Source organism: Exiguobacterium sp. A1_3_1 (genome assembly GCF_048985645.1).
In the GTDB taxonomy this organism is placed as follows: domain Bacteria; phylum Bacillota; class Bacilli; order Exiguobacteriales; family Exiguobacteriaceae; genus Exiguobacterium_A; species Exiguobacterium_A indicum.
In genome coordinates, this window is the sequence record NZ_WBYY01000021.1 from 1 (window position 1) to 21395 (window position 21395).

Consider the following 21395-nt stretch of genomic DNA (forward strand, 5'->3'; position numbering starts at 1 on the left):
GGAGATGTGTATAAGAGACAGGATTTGGATGGCGAATCATCGTGATTTCGTGAGTCGTAAAATACACTCACTGCTCGGCGTCATTCCAATCGGGTTATTTTTACTTTCGCACTTAACGACGAACTACTTCATCGTACGTGGTGAGGAAGACTTCAATAAGGCCGCGGAATTCGTGGGGAACGTTCCGTATCGATTGTTCTTAGAGATCTTTGTCATCTTCATTCCAATCATCTTGCATGGCGTCTACGGTGTGTACATCGCATTCACCGGATCTGCGAACACAGGGCGTTATACATACTTCCGGAACTGGATGTATGTACTGCAACGGTTCAGCGGTGTATTCCTTGTCGTGTTCATCACGTGGCACGTTTGGGAAACACGGATTGCCGCTGCGATGGGAACACCAGTCGATGCAAGCATGATGCAGAACATCGTCGATAACGGATTCATGCTCGCGTTCTATATCGTCGGGATCTTGGCGACGACATTCCACCTTGCGAACGGACTTTGGACGTTCTGCATCACATGGGGAATCACGCAGTCACCAGCATCTCAACGGGCGATGTCTTACGTGGCAGCACTCGTATTCATCGGTTTATCGTTTGTAGGCGTACGCTCGATCTTAACGTTTGCAGGCGTGTTGTAAGGAAAGGGGAACTGACAACATGGCGAACAAGAATCTTGTCATCATCGGCGGAGGGCTTGCCGGTCTGATGGCTACGATAAAAGCAGCGGAGCAAGGCGTACCAGTTAAGTTATTCTCACTCGTACCCGTCAAACGCTCACACTCTGTTTGTGCACAAGGTGGCATCAACGGAGCGGTCAATACAAAAGGGGAAGGCGATTCACCATACCAGCATTTCGATGACACGGTATACGGTGGGGACTTCCTCGCAAATCAACCACCTGTTCAAAAAATGGCGGAAGCAGCGCCGAAAATCATTCATATGTTCGACCGGATGGGCGTCATGTTCAACCGGACACCGGAAGGCTTACTCGACTTCCGACGTTTCGGCGGAACGTTGCATCACCGGACGGCATACGCTGGAGCGACGACAGGACAACAACTGTTGTACGCATTAGATGAACAGGTTCGTAAGTTCGAAGCGCAAGGTTTGGTAGAAAAATATGAAGGATGGGAATTCCTTCGTGCCATCATCGATGACAATGGCATCTGTCGTGGAGCAGTTTGTCAAAACCTCCGGACGATGGAAATCGAGGCATTTGCCGCGGATTCTGTCATCCTCGCGACGGGTGGTCCTGGGGTCATCTTCGGAAAATCGACGAACTCGGTCATCAACACAGGACAAGCTGCAGCTGCTGTCTATCGTCAAGGTGCGATCTATGCGAACGGTGAATTCATCCAAATTCACCCGACAGCGATTCCTGGAGACGATAAGTTACGTCTCATGAGTGAATCAGCACGAGGTGAGGGTGGTCGCGTCTGGACGTATAAAGACGGTAAGCCTTGGTATTTCCTCGAAGAGAAATATCCGGCATACGGAAACCTTGTTCCACGGGATATCGCGACACGTGAGATTTTCGACGTCTGTGTCAATCAAAAACTCGGCGTCAACGGGGAGAACATGGTCTATCTGGATCTATCGCATAAAGACGCAAAAGAACTTGACGTCAAACTCGGTGGGATCCTTGAAATCTACGAGAAGTTCGTCGGTGACGATCCACGAAAAGTACCAATGAAGATATTCCCTGCTGTTCACTACTCAATGGGTGGACTATGGGTCGACTACGATCAAATGACGAACATCCCTGGATTGTTCGCAGCTGGTGAATGTGATTATTCGATGCATGGTGGTAACCGTCTCGGAGCGAACTCACTTCTCTCTGCGGTATACGGCGGAATGGTCGCTGGACCATCAGCCATTGCTTATATGAATGAACTCGAGACATCGGTTCATGAGATGAGTGAGGACGTGGTCGAAGCGCATAAAATCGAAGAAATCAACCGCTTCAACGATATCCTATCAATGGAAGGTACGGAAAACGCGTATCAAATCCACCGTGAGCTTGGAGAAATCATGACGGATAACGTCACGGTCGTCCGGTACAACGATAAGCTCGAAGAGACACTGACAAAAATCAAGGAACTCCGCGATCGCTTCACACGCATCTCGGCAACGGATACAGCACGTTGGAGTAACCAAGGGGCATCGTTCATCCGTCAGCTCGATCACATGCTCGACCTAGCTGAAGCAATCACGCTCGGTGCTTTAAAACGTGACGAGAGTCGCGGAGCGCACTATAAACCGGACTTCCCGGAACGTAATGATGAACAGTTCTTGAAGACGACGATGGCACGTTACACGAACGGTCATCCGGAAATCTTCTATGAAGACGTTGACACGTCGTTGATTCCACCACGGAAACGCGATTACAGCAAGAAGTCGAAGAAAGAGGTGAAAGCATAATGGCGACACCACTCGAATCATCTACTACGCAAAAATCGGTTCAATTCATCGTTCAACGTCAAGATGGACCTGATGGTAAACCGTATGATGAAGCGTTTGAAATTCCGTACCGTCCGAACATGAACGTCATCTCTGCTTTAATGGAGATTCGCCGGAACCCTGTGAATGCAGCCGGTGAAAAAACGACACCGATCAACTGGGACATGGGTTGTCTAGAAGAAGTCTGTGGCGCTTGTTCGATGGTCATCAACGGCACACCACGTCAGTCGTGTACGGCACTCGTTGATAAACTCGAACAACCGATCCGCCTTCAACCGATGCAGACGTTCCCGATCGTTCGTGACCTTCAAGTCGACCGTCAACGCATGTTCGATGCGTTGAAAAAGGTTAAAGCATGGGTCCCGATCGATGGAACGTACGACTTAGGTCCAGGACCACGGATGCCAGAGAACAAACGTCAATGGGCATATGAGTTATCGAAATGTATGACGTGTGGTGTGTGTCTCGAGGCATGTCCGAACGTCAACGATCGTTCGACATTCATCGGACCAGCATCGATCTCACAAGTTCGTCTATTCAACTCGCATCCGACAGGTGCCTTCCACAAGGAAGAACGCCTTGAAGCGTTAATGGAAGATGGCGGGATCATGCAGTGCGGTAACGCTCAAAACTGTGTTGAGGTTTGTCCGAAAGGGATTCCGCTGACGACTTCAATCGCGGCGATGAACCGTCAGACGACACTTCATTCATTCAAAAAGTTCTTCGGTAGTGACGAAGGACGAACAGGTGAAGCCGTTAGTTCATGATTTATCAAAGAAGGAGCTTGCTCCTTCTTTTTTCATTCAGACAGGAGGAACTCATTGTGCGCGTACCAGCTTATATTCCAGAACTTGAGTCATGGCTTGAACAGATGAAACATGGCACACGACTCGACGTCGCTGTTCGTTTTGCGGAGACGGATGCCTATGGTCATATGAATAACCGAGTACCGTTCGTCTATTTTGAAGACGTTCGGACATTGATGTTAGAGGAAACAGGATATTCGCTTGCAGAAGACGGCATTATCGTCGTCGCCGATGCTCAGTGTAACTATATTCGCCAAGTCTATCCACGGGCGCGTCTCGCTGTCTATGCGTATCCGGTACATGTCGGTAGTGCATCGTGTGACGTCCACTATGCGGCATTTGATGAGCAAGGTGAATTGATGTTCACGGGACGGACATCTATGGTACAAATCGATCGTTCGGGGAAAGCATTCCCATGGAGTGAAGCGTATAAAAATTCCTTGCAGAATCGATTCGAATCCGTTATCATTTGATAATGAGTTCACATATTCGAAAACGACTCACTAGTACGTTATTAGTGAAGGGAGATTTCTTAATCATGGAAAAAACATTCAAAGTCATCGCGGATTCAGGCATTCATGCTCGTCCGGCTACTCAGCTCGTCAACACAGCTTCTAAATTCCAATCAGACATCAACTTGGAATACAACGGGAAGACTGTCAACTTGAAGTCAATCATGGGTGTTCTTTCACTCGGAATCGCGAAAGATTCAGATATCAAAATCGTTGCAAACGGTGACGATGCTTCTGAAGCAATCACGACTCTTTCAGATATGCTGACTAGCGAAGGTCTTGTTCAGTAATCCTGTAATCGTACATTCTCGGACGCCGGTCTTGCACCGTCGTCCTTTTTTGTTACCATAGGAAAGAGAGAAAGAGGTGGAGAAGAGTGAATCGAGCGATTGGAGTACTGGATTCCGGAGTCGGTGGGTTGACGGTCGCACGTGAATTGATGCGACAGTTGCCCCATGAGCGAATCATCTATGTCGGGGATACATTGCGGTGTCCGTATGGTCCTCGTCCAGAAGAAGAGATTCGTGAGTTTACGTGGGAGATGATTGATTATCTCGTGCAACAAGATGTGAAATTGATCGTGATCGCCTGTAACACAGCCACGGCTGTCGTCTTAAAAGAAGCGCGAGAACGTTTAAATATACCTGTCATCGGTGTCATTGATCCGGGAGCCCGCGCGGCAGTTAAGGTGACGCGTACGAAACGAATCGGTGTCATTGGAACGAAGATGACGATTACAAGTAATTCCTACGAGAAGGCGTTACGCCACGTCGAAGGGCAAGTCGTCGTCGAATCGTTAGCGTGCCCGCCATTCGTTCCGCTCGTCGAGTCGATGCAGACAGATGGTGCGTACGTCGAACGTGTCGTTGCCAATACATTACGACCATTGATGAATTACGATATGGATACATTGATCCTCGGGTGCACCCATTACCCGCTTCTAGCAGATGTGATTGGACGGGTCATCGGACCAGGCGTCCAGCTAATCTCTTCAGGAGACGAGACAGCGCTCGAGGTAGCAGCACTACTTGATTACAATACGATTTCAGCAGATGTGACACAAATTCCGGAACATCGTTATTACGCGACAGGCGATATCCGCTCATTTGATCAGATTGCGACGGACTGGCTCGATCAGACCATCCATGCGGAGCGCATCGTGCTTGGAACGGAGGAAGATTAAATGCGGATAGACCAACGAACGGCGGATGATCTCCGTCCTATTCAATTATCGATTGATGTCAATAAACACGCAGAAGGTTCTGTCTTGATTGAACTGGGAGATACGAAAGTCCTCTGTACGGCGACCGTCGAGGAGAAGGTGCCACCGTTCCTTCGCGGTAAACGCCAGGGCTGGATCAATGCGGAATATTCGATGTTGCCGCGTGCGACGGCTCAGCGGACCGCACGAGAAGCCGTCCGCGGCAAACAGACGGGACGGACGATGGAAATCCAACGTCTGATCAGCCGCTCGCTTCGGGCCGTCTTTGATTTAGAGAAGCTCGGGGAACGAACGATCTGGATCGATTGTGACGTTATTCAGGCAGATGGCGGTACACGAACGGCATCGATCACTGGTGGTTTTTTGGCACTCGTCCGAGCAGTCGATCAATTGATTCAAGCGGGAAAACTGACAGATACACCGATCAAAGAGGGCATCGCAGCCATCTCGGTTGGAATCGTCGAGTCGAATGTCTTGCTCGATCTATGCTATGAAGAGGACGCTGCGGCGGAAGTCGACTTCAATCTCGTCATGACCTCATCGGGTAAAATCGTCGAGATGCAAGCAACAGGAGAAGAGTCGACATTTTCCCGTCAAGAGATGCTCGAAATGCTCGAACTTGGGGAAAAAGGAATTAAGGAACTGATTGAGGCTGGCCGTGAGGCACTCGGTGTCTCTTGGTGGTATGTAGGAGAAGAAGTGGGGGAACATAGATGAAGGTCATCGTCGCAACACACAATGCAGGTAAAGTGAAGGAACTTGAAAGCATGCTAGGTCGTCTCGGTTATACGGTCGAGTCGTTACTCGATCACGCCGATGCTCCGGAAACGGATGAAACAGGTGAGACATTCGAGGAGAATGCACTTTTAAAAGCAACAGAGGCAGCAGCCTACTTTGGCCACGCTGTACTTGCTGATGATTCAGGTCTTGAAGTCGATGCTTTAGATGGCGCTCCCGGCGTCTACTCAGCACGCTTTGCGGGTCTTGAAAAGTCCGATGCGGCGAACAATGCTCTACTACTTGAAAAGTTAGAAGGTGTTCCGGAGGAAGAGCGGACGGCGCGCTTCGTTTGTGTACTCGCGCTAGCGAAACCAACGGGTGAGACATTGACGGTTCGTGGAACGATGGAAGGGCGAATCGGTTTTGAGGCGTCGGGTTCGAACGGTTTCGGTTATGATCCATTGTTCGTCACAGAAAGCGGACAGACGGCTGCTGAATTGACGAAAGAAGAAAAAGCGATGATTAGTCATCGTGGCAATGCATTGCGCAAGCTCGAACAGGACTTAACTACTTTCTTAGGAGTGTGATGAAGATGAGAGCGTTGATCGTTAGTGATAGTCATGGACTAGAACAAGAATTGCTTACGATATTCGAACGTCACCAAGACGTAGATGCGGCATTTCATTGTGGGGACTCCCAATTGACGCGCGACATCGAATCATTATATCCATATCGTGTTGTACGAGGGAATTGCGATTACGGACACGATTTTCCGGAAGAAGTCGTATCGGAAATGGATGGTCATACCATCCTCTGTGTCCACGGACATCGGCAGGACGTCAAATACAGTCTAGATGTCTTACAGCATCATGCGAAGGAAAAGCAGGCGGACATCGTCTTATATGGTCATTCCCATGTGGCGAAGGCTGAATATCGGGACGGTGTGTTATTCATCAATCCAGGTTCAATCCGGATGCCACGTCATCGACCAGACAAGACGTATGCGATTCTTGAAGTGGATCAAAACCGTTATTCTGTCGATTTTCTTGATGTGAACGGTGACCCGGTAAATGCCCTTCATCTGGACGGAACATTTTTGTAATAAAATAATTGCAATGTTTGTAATGTGATTGACACGAAAGAATTGTTCTAGTATAGTTTATTCGTGTTGACACGTCCCAATAGCTCAGCAGGATAGAGCAACGGCCTTCTAAGCCGTCGGTCGGGGGTTCGAATCCCTCTTGGGACGCTATAATTAAAATAGAGACTGCCCTTACGAGGGTGGTCTCTTTTTTTTATTCCGATTTTCGATTATAATTAAGGTATCATGAACTCGAAAGGGATGAATGCTATGTGGAAGAAAGTTGGAGCAGTCCTTATGCTAAGTACGTTTCTTGCTGGATGTAGTGAGATTTCAAATACAGTCGACGATGCAAAACAACAAGTCAACGATGTAAAAAATAGTGTCGATTACGCTGGAGAACTTCAAGGAATTGCAAAAGATACGGCCCAAGTCACGTCAGATTTGTCGGCTTCCCTGAATGAGGCGGCTACGACAGCGCGTGAATCTGCGAACCCTGAACAGGCACTTGATCAACAAATCGAAAAGTTGAAGGAAAACGGAACGATTGATCAGTTCAATCAAGAACTGGATCAAATCGATCAACGACTAGCGGGACTTGAAAATCCGCCGCAAGAATTGCAAAATTTAAGTGCAAAACTCGAGCAGTACGTGAATCAATCGGAAGATATCGCTCGATTACTTGAAGCTGACGTCTCATTAGATACGTTGAATCGATTAGGAATCGAGCAGGCGGGACAACTTCAAGAAGCGATCACGAACTGGACGTCTTTACTCGATCCATTTACGAAATAAGAAGTTGAATATGAAGGAGTGCCGGAATATGGGGACATCGCGCTGGATGGAACATGAACTAGAAGTAGAACGAGCGCGGATTCTTCGTTTGCCCGCTTCTAAACAAGAACAATTGATTATGGAATTAGAGACTGACCAATTGACAGGAGAAGATGTCTTACACCGGCTCTATGTCATTCAACCACTCTTAATGCATGACCGTGAACGATTTGAAACAGTGGCAGAACGTTTTCTTGAAGTCGAGGGTGTCGAGCAAGTGCTCGCACTCTTTCTTTATGAACTCGGAGAACGTTATCCGATGAAACTCGCTTTGCGCTCGGCGTCACCGTATCTGCCTTATGGGCTCGCGCTTCGATTAGATGAAATCAAACAACAGATGCGTGTTCGCGAACAAAAGCCGGCAGTTCAAAACAACCCTGTTGCGCAGCGTGAGGTAACAGCAGCAACGGAATTGATGCATGTGTTGCGACACGGCAGTTGGGTCGAACAAATGCGCCAATTGACCGGTGTGGAATTCGAACGGACATCTGAGCTCATTGCATACATCACACAAAAATACCTTCAGGCGCAAGAGACAGCACATCAAAGTCTACTCGTCATTGATCAGTTATTAGGAAGCGTGCTTCATCACGTGCCATATCCGGTAAGCATTCATGTGCCACACTTAGATGTAGACTGGACGATCTCGTCACGTGAAGAGTTAGAAGAAATCCTGCTGGTACATCAACAGGAGCAACAAGCGTTACTGGCATCGATGCACACGTTAGAGCGAATGGATCCGTTCCGAGCGTTGCTCGTCTTGCGATCGGATCAACTGATTCATCTTGAAGAACGAGAACGAATCGGATCAGATATGGAGAAGTGGCTCGCAGCATGCGAAGAACTCGCAGGTCTGACATTTGAACGTGAAGAACCGGAACGTATCCTCAGTCCGCTGGCGAAGCGGTTATATCGAGCGGCACATATCCTTTATCCGGAAGTCATTGCATTCGAGCAAATTTACTTCGATTGAGACATCAGGAAACGATTCGTTCAACAGTGGTAATCGTCAGAACGATTGTGCTATAATGTGACTTGTTGTACACACATGTACGCTAATTGACAATTTTGGAGGGACTCAGCATGACTGCAAAATGGGAAAAACAATCAGGTAGCCTCGGCGTCCTCACGTATGAAGCGCCTGCTGAAGCATTTGATAAAGCGGTAGACCAAGCGTTCAAGAAAGTCGTTAAGACTTTGAACACACCTGGTTTCCGTAAAGGAAAAATGCCACGCGCAATGTTCAACAAAATGTATGGTGAAGAAGCACTGTATCAAGATGCACTCGATATCCTTTACAAGGACACAATCGAAGGTGCAGTCGTCGAATCAGGAATCGAGCCAATCGCGCTTGAGAACATCGACGTTGAAACACTCGAAAAAGGCAAGCCAGTCGAATTCAAAATCACGTTCGTCATCGAGCCAGAAGCTACACTCGGTGAGTACAAAGGTCTTGAGTACACAGCAGTTGAAACGAACGTTACTGACGAAGACGTCGACGCTGAACTCAAAACATTACAAGAACGCGGTGCAGAACTCGTCGTTAAAGAAGATGGCGTCATCGAGAATGGCGATACAGTCGTATTCGACTTCGCAGGTTTCGATGGGGAAAACCAATTCGACGGCGGAACTGCTGAGAACTACTCACTCGTCATCGGTTCTGGAAACTTCATTCCTGGATTCGAAGAGCAAATGGTCGGTTTAAAAACTGGCGAGCAAAAAGATCTTGAAGTGACATTCCCAGAGGAATACCACGAAGCATCACTCGCTGGAAAACCAGTTACATTCAAAGTAACAATCCACGAAGTTAAAGCACAAGAGCTCCCTGAATTGACAGATGAGTTCGCAAAAGAAATGGATGAAGAAGTTTCTTCACTCGACGAGTTGAAAACAAAAATCCGTACGCGTCTCGAAAACACACGCAAACAAGAAGCTGATGCTTCAATGCGCGATGAGTTAGTCGAAGCGGCTACGAAAAACGCGACAGTTGATCTTCCAGAAGTCATGGTCGAAAACGAAGTCGAGCGTATGGTTCAAGAGTTCACACAACGTATTCAATCACAAGGCATCGACCTCAACATGTACTTCCAGTTGACTGGAACGACAGAAGAGGCAATGCGTTCTGAAATGAAAGAGCAAGCGGAAGAGCGTGTTAAAGCACGTCTCGTCCTCAAGCAAATCGTTGCTGACGAAAAAATCGAAGTAACAGATGAGGAAACTCAAACTGAACTTCAATCAATGTCAGAACTCTACAACATCCCTGCAGATCAACTTGAAACGATGCTTGCACCACAAGGTGGTCTTGAAACGCTTAAAGGCGATCTTCAATTCCGTAAAGCTATCGATGTTCTCGTCGACAACGCAAAAGCAAAATAAGCCATTTCATGGTTTTCGATCGACTTCAAGCCCAATTTCTGGTCTTGGAGTCGATTTTTTTGTACGATAGGTCAAACAAGGACAAACGATCCTTGGTTCAGAACATCAAACTGTAAATCGTTCGTCCAGGATTTGAAAGACTTTCCTTGTTCATGCTACAATCATAAATAGTAAAACGTGAGACGGGATGCTACAGGCGTCCATACAATTTCCACGTTAAAGGGGTGGACCTTTATGTTTAAATTTAACGAAGAAAAAGGTCAGCTAAAATGTTCTTTCTGTGGAAAGACACAAGAACAAGTACGCAAACTTGTTGCTGGACCTGGCGTTTACATTTGCGACGAGTGTATCGAACTCTGCAATGAAATCGTAGAGGAAGAACTCGGTACTGAAGAAGAAGTCGAGCTGAAAAATGTTCCAAAACCGCATGAAATTCGTACGACACTTGACGATTATGTCATCGGTCAGGAGAAAGCGAAGAAATCGTTGTCTGTAGCGATGTACAATCACTACAAACGAATCAATGCTGGTGGTCGCGCAGATGATGTCGAGCTTTCGAAATCGAACATCGTCATGATTGGACCAACAGGTAGCGGTAAAACACTTCTTGCCCAAACGATGGCACGTATCTTGAACGTACCGTTTGCGATTGCAGATGCAACAAGTTTGACGGAAGCCGGTTATGTTGGTGAAGACGTCGAGAACATCCTGTTGAAACTCATCCAAGCAGCGGACTACGATGTTGAGAAGGCTGAAAAAGGAATCATCTATATTGATGAGATCGATAAGATTGCTCGTAAATCAGAAAACCCGTCGATTACACGTGACGTATCTGGTGAGGGTGTCCAACAAGCCTTGCTGAAGATTTTGGAAGGAACGGTTGCGAGTGTACCGCCACAAGGTGGACGGAAACACCCACATCAAGAATTCATCCAAATCGATACGACGAACATCTTGTTCATCGTCGGTGGCGCATTCGATGGTATCGATCAGTCGATCAAACGTCGTCTTGGTAAAAAAGTCATCGGATTCGGAAACGATTCAGAGAACCGTAACCTTACACAAAAAGAAATTCTGGCAGCTGCATTACCAGAAGATCTTCAAAAGTTCGGTTTGATTCCAGAGTTCATCGGTCGTTTGCCGGTCATGGCGACGCTCGAGCCACTTGACGAAGAGGCACTCGTTCAAATCTTGACGAAACCGAAAAACGCCCTCGTGAAACAATATAAGAAAATGCTTCAACTTGATGATGTCGAACTCGACTTCACGGAAGATGCACTTCTTGAGATTGCAAAACTTGCAATCGAACGTAAAACAGGTGCACGTGGTCTTCGTTCAATCATCGAAGAGACTATGCTTGATATCATGTTCGAAATCCCATCGCGTGAAGACATCGCGAAAGTCATCATTACAGCAGAAACGTTGACTGGTAAACGCGGTCCAACGCTTGAGTTGAAAGATGGTACAATTGAACATGGGAAAGAAAAAGAAACGGCGTAACACCGTGACAAATCGGCTCGGAGGCTACTTGTACGCCTTTCCGAGTCTTTTTGTTTAGGAGGAATTCGAATGAAGAAAAAACAATATCCACTTTTACCGTTACGCGGTGTCGTCGCGTATCCGTTGATCGGATTGACGATCGATGTCGGGCGTCCGGTATCCTTAAAAGCCTTACTTGCATCAAAGGAACACGAAATCGATCTCGTCGTCGTCACACAACGTGATCCAGAAGCAGAGCCGTCTGTCGACGGGTTGCATCAGGTTGGTACGCTCGTTCAAATCGCGAAGATGAGTGAACTCGGGAATGATACGGTCCGTGTCCGCGTCATCGGGAAGGAACGCGTCCGGATTGAAAACGTCGAGGAGACGGACGAGGGTTATCAAGCTGTCATCGAACCAATCGAGAAGATGGACATCAAAGGAGCGAAACAAGAAGCGCTCGTTCGTCTCATCAAAGAACAGTTTGGTCAACTCGTCTCCCGGATTAAAGGAATCGGAACCGATGAACGTCGCCGGTTCGAGACATACGAACGCCTCGATTCATTGACGGACTATATCACGTCGAAGCTACCAATCGATATTTCGAAGAAGCAGGAGTTTCTCGAACAACAGGATCCGGTCGAACGAGGATTGATGTTGCTTGATGTCATGAAACACGAATATGAAGTCGTCGAACTCGAACGTGAGATGCGTGAACGGACGAAGAAGACGATTGAACAATCGCAACGCGAGTATTACTTGCGGGAACAATTGAAGACGATTCAACAAGAACTCGGTGGCGAATCAGCTTCTGTTGAAAGCGATGCGACGAAATACCGGGAGCAGCTTGCGATGCTTGAATTACCAGAAACGACGGTTGCGAACGTCGAGAAGGAAATCAGTCGTTTAGCGGTCGTACCGGCGACGAGTCCCGAACATGGGGTCATTCGCAACTATCTCGAATGGTTCTTCTCGTTGCCGTGGAATGAAGCAACCGATGATTTCTTGAACGTCTCAGCTGCTTCGGAACAGCTTGAAAAGGATCATTACGGTCTAGAGAAGGTCAAAGAACGAATCCTTGAGTATCTTGCCGTTCGTCAATTGACGGACTCATTGCGTGGACCGATTCTTTGTCTTTCTGGGCCTCCAGGAGTCGGGAAAACGTCGCTTGCCCGTTCGATTGCCACAGCACTTGAGCGGAAGTTCGTCCGTGTCTCACTTGGTGGCGTGCGCGACGAAGCGGAAATCCGTGGACATCGCCGGACGTATATCGGTGCGATGCCAGGACGGATCATTCGTGGTTTAAAACAAGCAGGAACGAACAACCCGGTCTTCCTGCTCGATGAGATCGATAAGATGTCAAATGACTTCCGTGGTGACCCGTCGTCCGCGATGCTCGAAGTTCTTGATCCAGAACAAAACAACAGCTTCTCTGATCACTATATCGAAGAACCGTTCGATTTATCGAATGTCCTGTTCATCGCGACAGCGAACGATGTCTCAAACATCCCCGGACCGTTGCTTGACCGGATGGAACTGATTCAAATCGGTGGCTATACGGAACAAGAGAAGACGGAAATTGCCGTTCGTCATCTCTTATCGAAGCAACTGGCTGAACACGGTCTGAAAAAGAGTCAATTGACGGTCAAAGCAGACGCGCTAGAAGAAGTCGTCCGGCGTTATACACGTGAAGCCGGTGTTCGGAATCTCGAACGTGTCCTCGGCTCACTTTGCCGGAAAGCAGCGAAACAAATCGCGATGGGGGAGAAGAAACGGGTGACGGTGACGAAGCGTAATCTGGACGATTTCCTAGGCAAACCGATTTACCGCTATGGTCAAGGCGAGCTCGAAGATATGATTGGCGCGGTGACTGGTTTAGCGTATACTGCTTTTGGGGGCGATACGTTGACGATCGAAGTCAGCCTTGCTCCGGGTAAAGGGAAATTGCAGTTAACCGGGAAACTCGGTGATGTCATGCAAGAGTCGGCTCAGACCGCCTACAGCTTCGTCCGAGCGAATGCGACGTCGCTTGGCATCGAACCGAACTTCTACGAAACGCAAGACATCCACATCCACGTTCCTGAGGGTGCCGTACCAAAAGATGGTCCATCTGCTGGGATCACACTCGCGACAGCATTGATTTCCGCTTTAACAAAACGTCCGGTTCGCCGAGACGTCGGAATGACGGGTGAAATCACGTTGCGTGGACGTGTCTTACCAATCGGTGGACTAAAGGAGAAGTCACTCGCAGCACACCGTGCGGGCTTGACGACCGTTCTGCTGCCGCAAGACAATACGCGGGACATCGATGATATCCCGGAAAGCGTCCGCGCAGGAATGGAATTCATTCCGGTCGCGACGATGGAGCAAGTGCTCGAACATGCATTAAAAGGAGAGTAACATGAAAATTTATAAAGCTGATTTTATTACGAGTGGCGTCAATCCGGAACATTATCCGGAGCCATTGTTGCCAGAAGTGGCACTCGCAGGGCGATCGAACGTCGGAAAGTCCTCTTTCATCAATAAACTGGTCCAGCGTAAAGCACTCGCGCGGACATCTTCGAAACCAGGTAAAACGCAAACCTTGAACTTCTTCAACATCAATGATGAAGTCATGTTCGTCGATGTACCGGGTTACGGATATGCGAAAGTTTCGAAGACGGAGCGTGAAGCGTGGGGCAAGATGATGGAGAAGTACTTCACACAACGTGAAATCCTTAAAGGTGTCGTACAGCTCGTTGACATCCGACACGATCCGTCTGCGGATGATGTGACGATGTATGATTTCTTGAAGTATTACGATCTACCGGTCATCGTCGTTGCGACAAAACTCGATAAAATCAAGAAGAGTCAACGTGATAAACATATCGCGGCGATTAAACGTAAGTTGCAATTTGATGGTCAAGATACATTGATTCCTTTCTCGTCCGAGACAGGAGAGGGCGTCGATGCAGCGTGGGAAGCGATTTATCGCTTATTGTAAAGATTAAAGCCTACTAAATCTGCAGGATTTCGTAGGCTTTTTTACTTTCTATACATAAAAAGTGCTTTGTGAAAAATCTATTATTTCGTAATATAGTGTGTAAGAATAGCTATAATGACTATGTAATAAATGGGAGTGTGAATGGTTTGGATTTGCTTCGAAACAAATGGTTTAAGGCATTAATCTGGGTATTAGTGATTTTTCTCGTTATCTGGGTCGGTACAAAGATCTCATTTTTATTCCAGCCGATTAAAGTCATGCTGGCATTGATCTTCCCGCCGCTGATCATTGCGGGGATTTTCTATTATTTCACGCTCGGTATCGTAGATGCATTGCAAAAACGCGTCAAGAAACGTGGTCTTGCCGTGTTGATCGTCTTGCTTGGTTTCATCACGGTTCTGACGATTGCTGTCGCTTCGATCGGACCAATTTTAGTCGAGCAGGTGACGGATTTTGCGACAAGCATTCCGACACTCGTCGTTGAATTGCGCGATCAGACGTTAAATTTACGCGATCAATTGATGAACAATCGTTTCATCTCGACATGGGTTCACGAGAATACGGACTTGTTTGACAAGTGGACGAATGAAGCAACGTCTTATATCGGTACAGTCTTTAAGTCTGTCTCGACGTCTGTCGGAACGATTTTCGGTGTCATCTCTTCGACTGTCTTAATCATCGTCTTAGTGCCGTTCATCTTAGTTTATATGTTGCTTGACGGCTATAAGTTTCCGGATTCCGTCGTCAAGCTGTTGCCGAAAAGCTATGAAACAGAAACGCGTAAAATCTTGCACGACATGCACGTGACAGTGAAGCATTATGTCAATGGACAAGTCATCGTCTCGATCTGTGTCGGTCTCATGTCATTGATTGGCTTCTTCATCTCAGATATTCAATATGCGTTACTGCTTGCCTTATTCTGTACGGTCACAAACATCATTCCGTATCTTGGTCCCTACATCGGTGCCGTACCGGCGGTCATCGTCGGGTTCATCGATGATCCGATCAAAGCCGTCTATGCGATCATCACGATCGTCGTCGCGCAGCAAATCGAGTCGAACTTGATTTCTCCTTATGTCCAAGGGAAGACACTCAAGGTTCATCCGCTGACGATCATCATCGTCTTGCTCGTTGCTGGGAAAATCGGTGGGATCATTGGTGTCATCCTAGCAGTTCCGACCTATGCGGTCACAAAAGTCGTCGTTCAAAATATCGCTCGGATCTATCGTTTACGTCAGCAACGTCTCGACGTACCGGACGTGACAGTACCACCTGAATCCTTGAAGTAAAGTGTAACCCTCTGACCTTTTTAGGAGCAGAGGGTTTGTGATTTTCATGAGAGAGGGATAAGGTAGAAGAAGAGAAAAAATGAAGAAGATTTCACAACTTCGACTCATTTTAGTTTATAAATTGATTGGAATCTTTTTTATAATGGTTATAATGTAGGATAGAGAACGAAAAGATAGATCGGAACGAAATCTTTGGACGTAAGGGGTAGAGCGCATGCATATCGTAGTGGTCGGCTTGAATAACAAAACAGCGCCTGTATCAATACGCGAACAAGTCTCATTTGGGGAGCATGAGATGAAGGGAGCGGTCGTCGCATTGCGCGATGAAAAAAGTATTTTTGAAAGTGTCATCGTCTCGACATGTAATCGGACGGAACTGTACGTCGTGACGGATCAGCCACATACAGGACGGTATTATACGAAACGTTTTCTTGCAAACTGGTTCGGTTTGACGATGGAGGAACTGGAGCCGTATCTCTTCATTCATGAAGGGTTCGATGCGATGAAGCATCTGTTCCGCGTGACAAGTGGGCTTGATTCGATGATTGTCGGTGAAACGCAGATTCTTGGTCAAGTCAAGACAAGCTTCTTCATGGCGCAAAAGCTTGAAACGACAGGAACGGTCTTCAATAAACTCTTCAAAGAAGCGGTCACGCTCGCCAAACGGGCTCACGCAGAAACTGGAATCGGTGAAAATGCCGTTTCTGTCAGTGCTGCAGCTGTCACGCTTGCCGAACAGTTACTCGGATCGCTTGAAGATAAATCAATCGTCGTCATCGGTGCGGGAGAAACCGGCGAATTGACGACGCTTAACCTATATGAAGCAGGGGCACGCGATATCACGGTCTTTAACCGGACGTTAGCTAAAGCAGAAGAGGTCGCGAATCGGTTCGAAGGATCGGCACATTCGATTAACGAGATGCAGTGCGGTTTGCTTCGGGCAGACATCGTCATCTCTTCAACGGGTGCCAAACGGGCCATCATCAAACGGGAAGACATCGCGGCTGCACAGCTGTTCCGTCACGATCGTCCATTCCTCTTGATCGATATCGCCGTACCACGCGACATCGAACCGACCGTCGGTGACTTGCCAGGTGTTCATTTGTATGATGTCGATGATCTGACATCGATCGTCCAACAAAATATGGCGGAACGAATGAAGGAAGCGGCGAAGATCGAACAACGGATTGAAGCGGCGATCGCTGAGTTCGAAGGTTGGATGACGACACTTGGTGTCGTACCGATCATCACGGAATTACGAGACCAGGCGTTACGCATTCAACAAGAAACGATGCAAAGTTTGGAACGGAAGTTACCGGAGATGTCGAAACGTGAAAAAACCGTCATTGGCAAACACATGAAATCAATCATCAACCAGTTGTTGCGTGAACCGTTGTCTTATATTAAAGATGCGGCAGCGAAGCCAGATGCCGATGAACGGATTGCGCAGTTCATGGATACGTTTGCACTTAACGAAGACTTGTTCGAAGGGCTCGAAGATGACGTCATGACATCAGAAGAGACGACACCTTCCGCAAAAGCTGTGAACCGGTGAACAAAGCACGATTTGTGTTACAATAGAAAATGCATGGGGCGGACTTGTGCCGCCCCTTTATCATTGTACAGGGGGATTTTAGCATGCGAAAAATCATTGTTGGATCGCGAAGCTCGAAGCTAGCGATGACACAGACGAAATGGGTCATTGACCAGTTGAAACAAGCCGGCGCGCCGTATGAGTTCGAAATCAAGAACATCATCACAAAAGGGGACCGCATTTTGGATGTGACGCTCTCGAAAGTCGGCGGTAAAGGATTATTCGTAAAAGAAATCGAGCAACAGATGATTGACGAAGAAATCGATTTTGCCGTTCACAGCATGAAGGATCTACCTTCTGAATTACCGGATGGTCTCATCATCGGTGCCACACCAGCACGTGTCGATGCGCGTGATGCCTTGATCACGAAAACAGGCGAAGGTCTTGCTTCCTTGCCAGAAGGTGCAGTTGTCGGTACGAGTAGCTTACGTCGTGGGTCGCAATTGCTAAAACTCCGCCCTGATTTAAAGATCGAATCGATTCGCGGAAACATCGACACACGACTCGATAAATTAAAGAATGGTCCGTTTGACGGGATCCTGCTCGCAGCAGCTGGTCTACAACGGATGGGTTGGTCTGAAGACGTCGTCTCGGAATATCTCTCGACAGATGACATGATTCCAGCCGTCGGTCAAGGAATCCTCGGTATCGAATGTCGGGAACATGACCAAGAAGTACGTGACCTTCTGCACCTGATCCATGATCAGATGACGGAAAAAGTAGCTTACGCCGAGCGTGCTTTCCTAGCTGCAATCGAAGGCAGCTGTCACGTTCCGGTTGGTGGATTCGCAACGATCAACGAAGACATGTCAACGACACTCGTCGGATTCATTGGATCCGTCGATGGAGAGCAAATCCTACTCGAGCGCGAATCAGGTCTTGACCCGATGCAACTCGGTCAAGATGTTGCCGAACGTCTGCTTGCTTCGGGCGGTCGCGAGATTCTCGCGACACTTCCGGATGACTTGTAAGCAGGTACTCTTCACGGGCAGCCGACCACCGACGAACGAGCAGATCGCGCGATTGCGCGCCGTCGCGATCGAGTCAGTGCACTATCCTGTCATTGAAACGCGACCGGTTTCGTTTACATTGCCGAAGGGAATTGATTGGCTCATCGTGACGAGTCCGAATGGTGTCCACCGGATTGCTGATGCGTTGCCTGAATTAGCAGCAACGCGTATCGCGGTCGTCGGACGAAAGACGGCAGATGCACTTGCGAAGTACGGTCGAACAGCCGACTTCTGTCCGTCGACCTTTACAGGAGACGCACTCGTCGCAGAACTCGGACCACACTTGTCTGACGGCGATCATATCGTCTTTGCGCGAGGGAACCGATCGCGGCAAGCGCCGGTCGATCAGTTACGAAAACTGAATCGATATACGATCGAAGATATCATCACCTATGAAACCGTCACCCGTCGGCTACCTGAAGCACTTATCAGAACTGCCGCCTATATTGGACTGCAGAGTCCTTCCGCTGTCGAAGCGATTGCTCCACTGTCCCCGCAGGCGACGTTCATCGTCATTGGGACAATCACGGAGCAAGCAGCAAAAACAGCCGGACTTCAACCGATCCATGTCGCCCGTGAATTCACGATGGACGGCATGATTGATCGTATCATTGAGGAGGAATCAGCATGAACACATTAGAATACGCACGTCACCATCGTTTACGTCATACCGCATCACTCCGGTCACTCGTCCGCGAGAATCAGTTGCATAAATCAGATTTGATTTATCCGATTTTCGTCGCTGAAGGCGAAGACATTAAACGCGAAGTCAGTTCGATGCCCGGCGTCTTCAACTTATCACTCGATCATCTGACGGCTGAGATTGAAGAAGTCGTCGCACTCGGAATCGAATCTGTCATTTTATTCGGTGTTCCGCACGACCACTTGAAAGACGAGCAAGGATCAGGTGCGTTTCACGATCACGGGATTGTTCAAGAAGCGACACGTCTCGTCAAGAAGGTTGCCCCGCAGCTAACGGTCATCGCCGACACATGTTTATGTGAATATACATCGACAGGTCACTGTGGAATCGTCGCTGACGGTACGGTCGATAATGATGCGTCATTACCGCTTCACGTCAAGACAGCGGTCTCACAAGCTCGAGCAGGTGCCGACGTCATCGCGCCATCATCGATGATGGACGGATTCGTCGCAGCGATTCGTCAAGGATTAGATGAGAATGGCTTCAGCCACATTCCGGTCATGAGCTACGGTGTTAAATATGCGTCTGCTTATTACGGTCCATTCCGTGATGCAGCGAACTCGGCACCGGGAGAAGGCGACCGGAAAGGTTATCAAATGGACCCGGCAAACCGTCGTGAAGCGTTCCGCGAAGCAACAGCGGACGTTGATCAAGGAGCTGACTTCATGATCGTCAAACCTGCGCTTGCGTTCATGGATATCATTCGTGATGTGCGCGAGCGAATTGATCTACCGATCGTCGCGTATAACGTATCGGGTGAGTATGCGATGGTCAAAGCCGCTGCCTTGAACGGCTGGATTGACGAAGAACGAATCGTCCTTGAGACGATGCTTGGCTTTAAACGAGCAGGCGCTGATTTAATCATCACCTATTTCGCAAAAGACATTTGTCGTTACCTGGAGGGGTCGAAATGAGCTTAATTAACCAGAATTCAAAATCAAAAGAAGCATTCGAGCGGGCACTCCCGCTCATGCCGGGTGGTGTCAACAGCCCGGTCCGTGCTTATAAATCGGTCGGGATGACACCGATTTTCGCAGATCATGCGAAAGGATCGAAGCTCTATGATATCGACGGAAAAGAATATATCGATTACGTCTTGTCATGGGGACCAATGATTCTCGGTCATGCCGATCCAATCGTCACGTCAGCGATCCAAGAACAAGCAACACGTGGCTGGAGCTACGGGACACCAACGGAAATCGAATCAGCGATGGCGGAAGTCGTCATCAGTCGGGTGCCGTCGGTCGAAGTCGTCCGGATGGTCAACTCAGGAACTGAAGCGACGATGGCAGCGCTTCGTCTCGCACGTGGCTACACAGGTCGGACGAAAATCCTCAAGTTCGAAGGCTGTTACCATGGTCACGGTGACTCGCTCTTGATCAAAGCAGGTTCAGGTGTCGCGACACTCGGATTACCGGATTCACCAGGCGTTCCGGCGCAAATCGCGAGCATGACGCTGACGGTTCCATATAACGATTTGGACGCTGTCCGGATCGCGTTCGAAAAACATGGCGACGATATCGCCGGTGTCATCGTCGAACCGGCTGCTGGGAACATGGGCTTCGTGCCACCAGAACCAGGATTCCTCGAAGGCTTACGGGAAATCACGTCAGAAAACGGCGCCTTACTGATCTTTGACGAAGTCATGACTGGTTTCCGTGTCGGATTCCACTGTGCCCAAGGACATTTCGGTGTCACACCGGATATCACGTGTCTCGGTAAAGTCATCGGCGGCGGAATGCCAGTTGGTGCTTACGGTGGACGTCGTGACATCATGGAGCAGATCGCACCACAAGGTCCAATCTATCAAGCAGGTACGTTATCCGGGAACCCACTCGCGATGGCAGCAGGTCTAGCGACATTGACACAATTGAAACCAGAACACTATGAAGAGTTCGACCGGAAAGCGAGCCGTCTATCGGAAGGCTACCTGAACGCTGCGGCGAAGTATAACATTCCGTTGACGACGAACCGTGCAGGCGCGATGTTCGGTGTCTTCTTCACGAATGAACGCGTCACGAACTTCGAAAAAGCGAAAACGTCGAACCTTGAGATGTTCCGTTCGTATTATCAAAAGATGGCGGCGCGTGGTGTCTTCTTACCACCGTCACAATTCGAAGGTCTCTTCCTGTCGATCGCCCATACGGACGAAGACATCGAGCGGACGATCGAAGCCGTCGAATTGACGTTCCAAGAACTCCAAGTTGAATTTGGTCGTTAAGCAGTTCTTGACGATTGCTTGAACTCTCGGCTAAAATAAGTAAAGAAGAAAATGGCAACAGCGATGACGGGAAGAGTAGTCCTGTATTCGTACCGGT

21 protein-coding genes, 1 tRNA gene and 1 other annotated feature (1 of these 23 running past the window's edge) are annotated in these 21395 nt (G+C 48.4%); all 22 genes read left to right on the plus strand.

The genetic code is table 11. The features are described from left to right. The first annotated feature begins 28 nt into the window (after positions 1-28). The 22 genes from F8N00_RS03795 to hemL all read left to right on the plus strand — a co-directional run bounded on the left by F8N00_RS03795 (position 29) and on the right by hemL (position 21298). A complete protein-coding gene (locus F8N00_RS03795; protein ID WP_029342294.1) occupies positions 29-646 on the plus strand; it encodes a succinate dehydrogenase cytochrome b558 subunit in 618 nt (205 codons plus the stop codon). 19 nt (positions 647-665) lie between these two features. After that, on the plus strand, positions 666-2429 hold the full coding sequence (gene sdhA / locus F8N00_RS03800) for a succinate dehydrogenase flavoprotein subunit (protein WP_023468987.1): 1764 nt from the start codon (positions 666-668) through the stop codon (positions 2427-2429). Then, on the plus strand, positions 2429-3235 hold the full coding sequence (sdhB, locus tag F8N00_RS03805) for a succinate dehydrogenase iron-sulfur subunit (protein ID WP_023468986.1): 807 nt from the start codon (positions 2429-2431) through the stop codon (positions 3233-3235). The genes sdhA and sdhB overlap by 1 nt, the downstream gene beginning before the upstream one ends. A 56-nt stretch (positions 3236-3291) precedes the next feature. Beyond that, the gene (locus F8N00_RS03810) at positions 3292-3747 is read left to right on the plus strand and encodes an acyl-CoA thioesterase (protein ID WP_023468985.1); all 456 of its coding nucleotides are present in this window, start codon (positions 3292-3294) and stop codon (positions 3745-3747) included. A 65-nt stretch (positions 3748-3812) separates the two neighbouring features. Then, the gene (locus F8N00_RS03815; protein ID WP_421017801.1) at positions 3813-4076 is read left to right on the plus strand and encodes a phosphocarrier protein HPr; all 264 of its coding nucleotides are present in this window, start codon (positions 3813-3815) and stop codon (positions 4074-4076) included. An 86-nt stretch (positions 4077-4162) separates the two neighbouring features. Next, positions 4163-4969 (plus strand): glutamate racemase, encoded by an 807-nt coding sequence (gene racE / locus F8N00_RS03820; protein ID WP_023468984.1) that lies wholly within the window; start codon positions 4163-4165, stop codon positions 4967-4969. After that, positions 4970-5725: a ribonuclease PH gene (gene rph / locus F8N00_RS03825; RefSeq protein WP_421017802.1), complete on the plus strand. Its 756-nt coding sequence runs from the start codon at positions 4970-4972 to the stop codon at positions 5723-5725. Next, positions 5722-6315: an XTP/dITP diphosphatase gene (locus F8N00_RS03830; protein ID WP_023468982.1), complete on the plus strand. Its 594-nt coding sequence runs from the start codon at positions 5722-5724 to the stop codon at positions 6313-6315. The genes rph and F8N00_RS03830 overlap by 4 nt, the downstream gene beginning before the upstream one ends. A 5-nt stretch (positions 6316-6320) precedes the next feature. Then, complete coding sequence (locus F8N00_RS03835) at positions 6321-6830, plus strand: metallophosphoesterase family protein (protein ID WP_035396591.1); 510 nt, start codon at positions 6321-6323, stop codon at positions 6828-6830. Between the two features lie 73 nt (positions 6831-6903). Beyond that, a tRNA-Arg gene (locus F8N00_RS03840) sits at positions 6904-6977 on the plus strand. Positions 6978-7079: 102 nt separating this feature from the next. After that, complete coding sequence (locus F8N00_RS03845; protein ID WP_235515923.1) at positions 7080-7604, plus strand: hypothetical protein; 525 nt, start codon at positions 7080-7082, stop codon at positions 7602-7604. A gap of 28 nt (positions 7605-7632) precedes the next feature. Beyond that, a complete protein-coding gene (locus tag F8N00_RS03850; protein WP_421017803.1) occupies positions 7633-8616 on the plus strand; it encodes a hypothetical protein in 984 nt (327 codons plus the stop codon). Positions 8617-8726: 110 nt separating this feature from the next. Continuing rightward, positions 8727-10019 carry a trigger factor gene (gene tig / locus F8N00_RS03855; protein ID WP_023468978.1) on the plus strand — a complete coding sequence of 431 codons (1293 nt, stop codon included), beginning with the start codon at positions 8727-8729 and terminating at the stop codon, positions 10017-10019. Between the two features lie 234 nt (positions 10020-10253). Further along, positions 10254-11519: an ATP-dependent protease ATP-binding subunit ClpX gene (gene clpX / locus F8N00_RS03860; RefSeq protein ID WP_023468977.1), complete on the plus strand. Its 1266-nt coding sequence runs from the start codon at positions 10254-10256 to the stop codon at positions 11517-11519. Between the two features lie 69 nt (positions 11520-11588). Next, a complete protein-coding gene (gene lon, locus F8N00_RS03865) occupies positions 11589-13898 on the plus strand; it encodes an endopeptidase La (RefSeq protein ID WP_255997772.1) in 2310 nt (769 codons plus the stop codon). Between the two features lies 1 nt (position 13899). Continuing rightward, a complete protein-coding gene (yihA, locus tag F8N00_RS03870; protein ID WP_023468975.1) occupies positions 13900-14481 on the plus strand; it encodes a ribosome biogenesis GTP-binding protein YihA/YsxC in 582 nt (193 codons plus the stop codon). 146 nt (positions 14482-14627) lie between these two features. Further along, positions 14628-15770 carry an AI-2E family transporter gene (locus F8N00_RS03875; RefSeq protein WP_421017804.1) on the plus strand — a complete coding sequence of 381 codons (1143 nt, stop codon included), beginning with the start codon at positions 14628-14630 and terminating at the stop codon, positions 15768-15770. 214 nt (positions 15771-15984) lie between these two features. Continuing rightward, on the plus strand, positions 15985-17325 hold the full coding sequence (gene hemA / locus F8N00_RS03880; protein WP_029342279.1) for a glutamyl-tRNA reductase: 1341 nt from the start codon (positions 15985-15987) through the stop codon (positions 17323-17325). 83 nt (positions 17326-17408) lie between these two features. Further along, positions 17409-18335: a hydroxymethylbilane synthase gene (gene hemC, locus F8N00_RS03885; RefSeq protein WP_023468972.1), complete on the plus strand. Its 927-nt coding sequence runs from the start codon at positions 17409-17411 to the stop codon at positions 18333-18335. Continuing rightward, positions 18325-19005: a uroporphyrinogen-III synthase gene (locus F8N00_RS03890; RefSeq protein ID WP_255997776.1), complete on the plus strand. Its 681-nt coding sequence runs from the start codon at positions 18325-18327 to the stop codon at positions 19003-19005. Before hemC ends, F8N00_RS03890 begins: the two co-directional genes overlap by 11 nt. Beyond that, positions 19002-19991 (plus strand): porphobilinogen synthase, encoded by a 990-nt coding sequence (gene hemB / locus F8N00_RS03895; protein ID WP_421017805.1) that lies wholly within the window; start codon positions 19002-19004, stop codon positions 19989-19991. Before F8N00_RS03890 ends, hemB begins: the two co-directional genes overlap by 4 nt. After that, positions 19988-21298, plus strand: a complete 1311-nt coding sequence (hemL, locus tag F8N00_RS03900; RefSeq protein WP_255997778.1) for a glutamate-1-semialdehyde 2,1-aminomutase — start codon at positions 19988-19990, stop codon at positions 21296-21298. The genes hemB and hemL overlap by 4 nt, the downstream gene beginning before the upstream one ends. A gap of 54 nt (positions 21299-21352) precedes the next feature. Continuing rightward, positions 21353-21395, plus strand: a binding site (T-box leader); it runs 187 nt beyond the window's last position.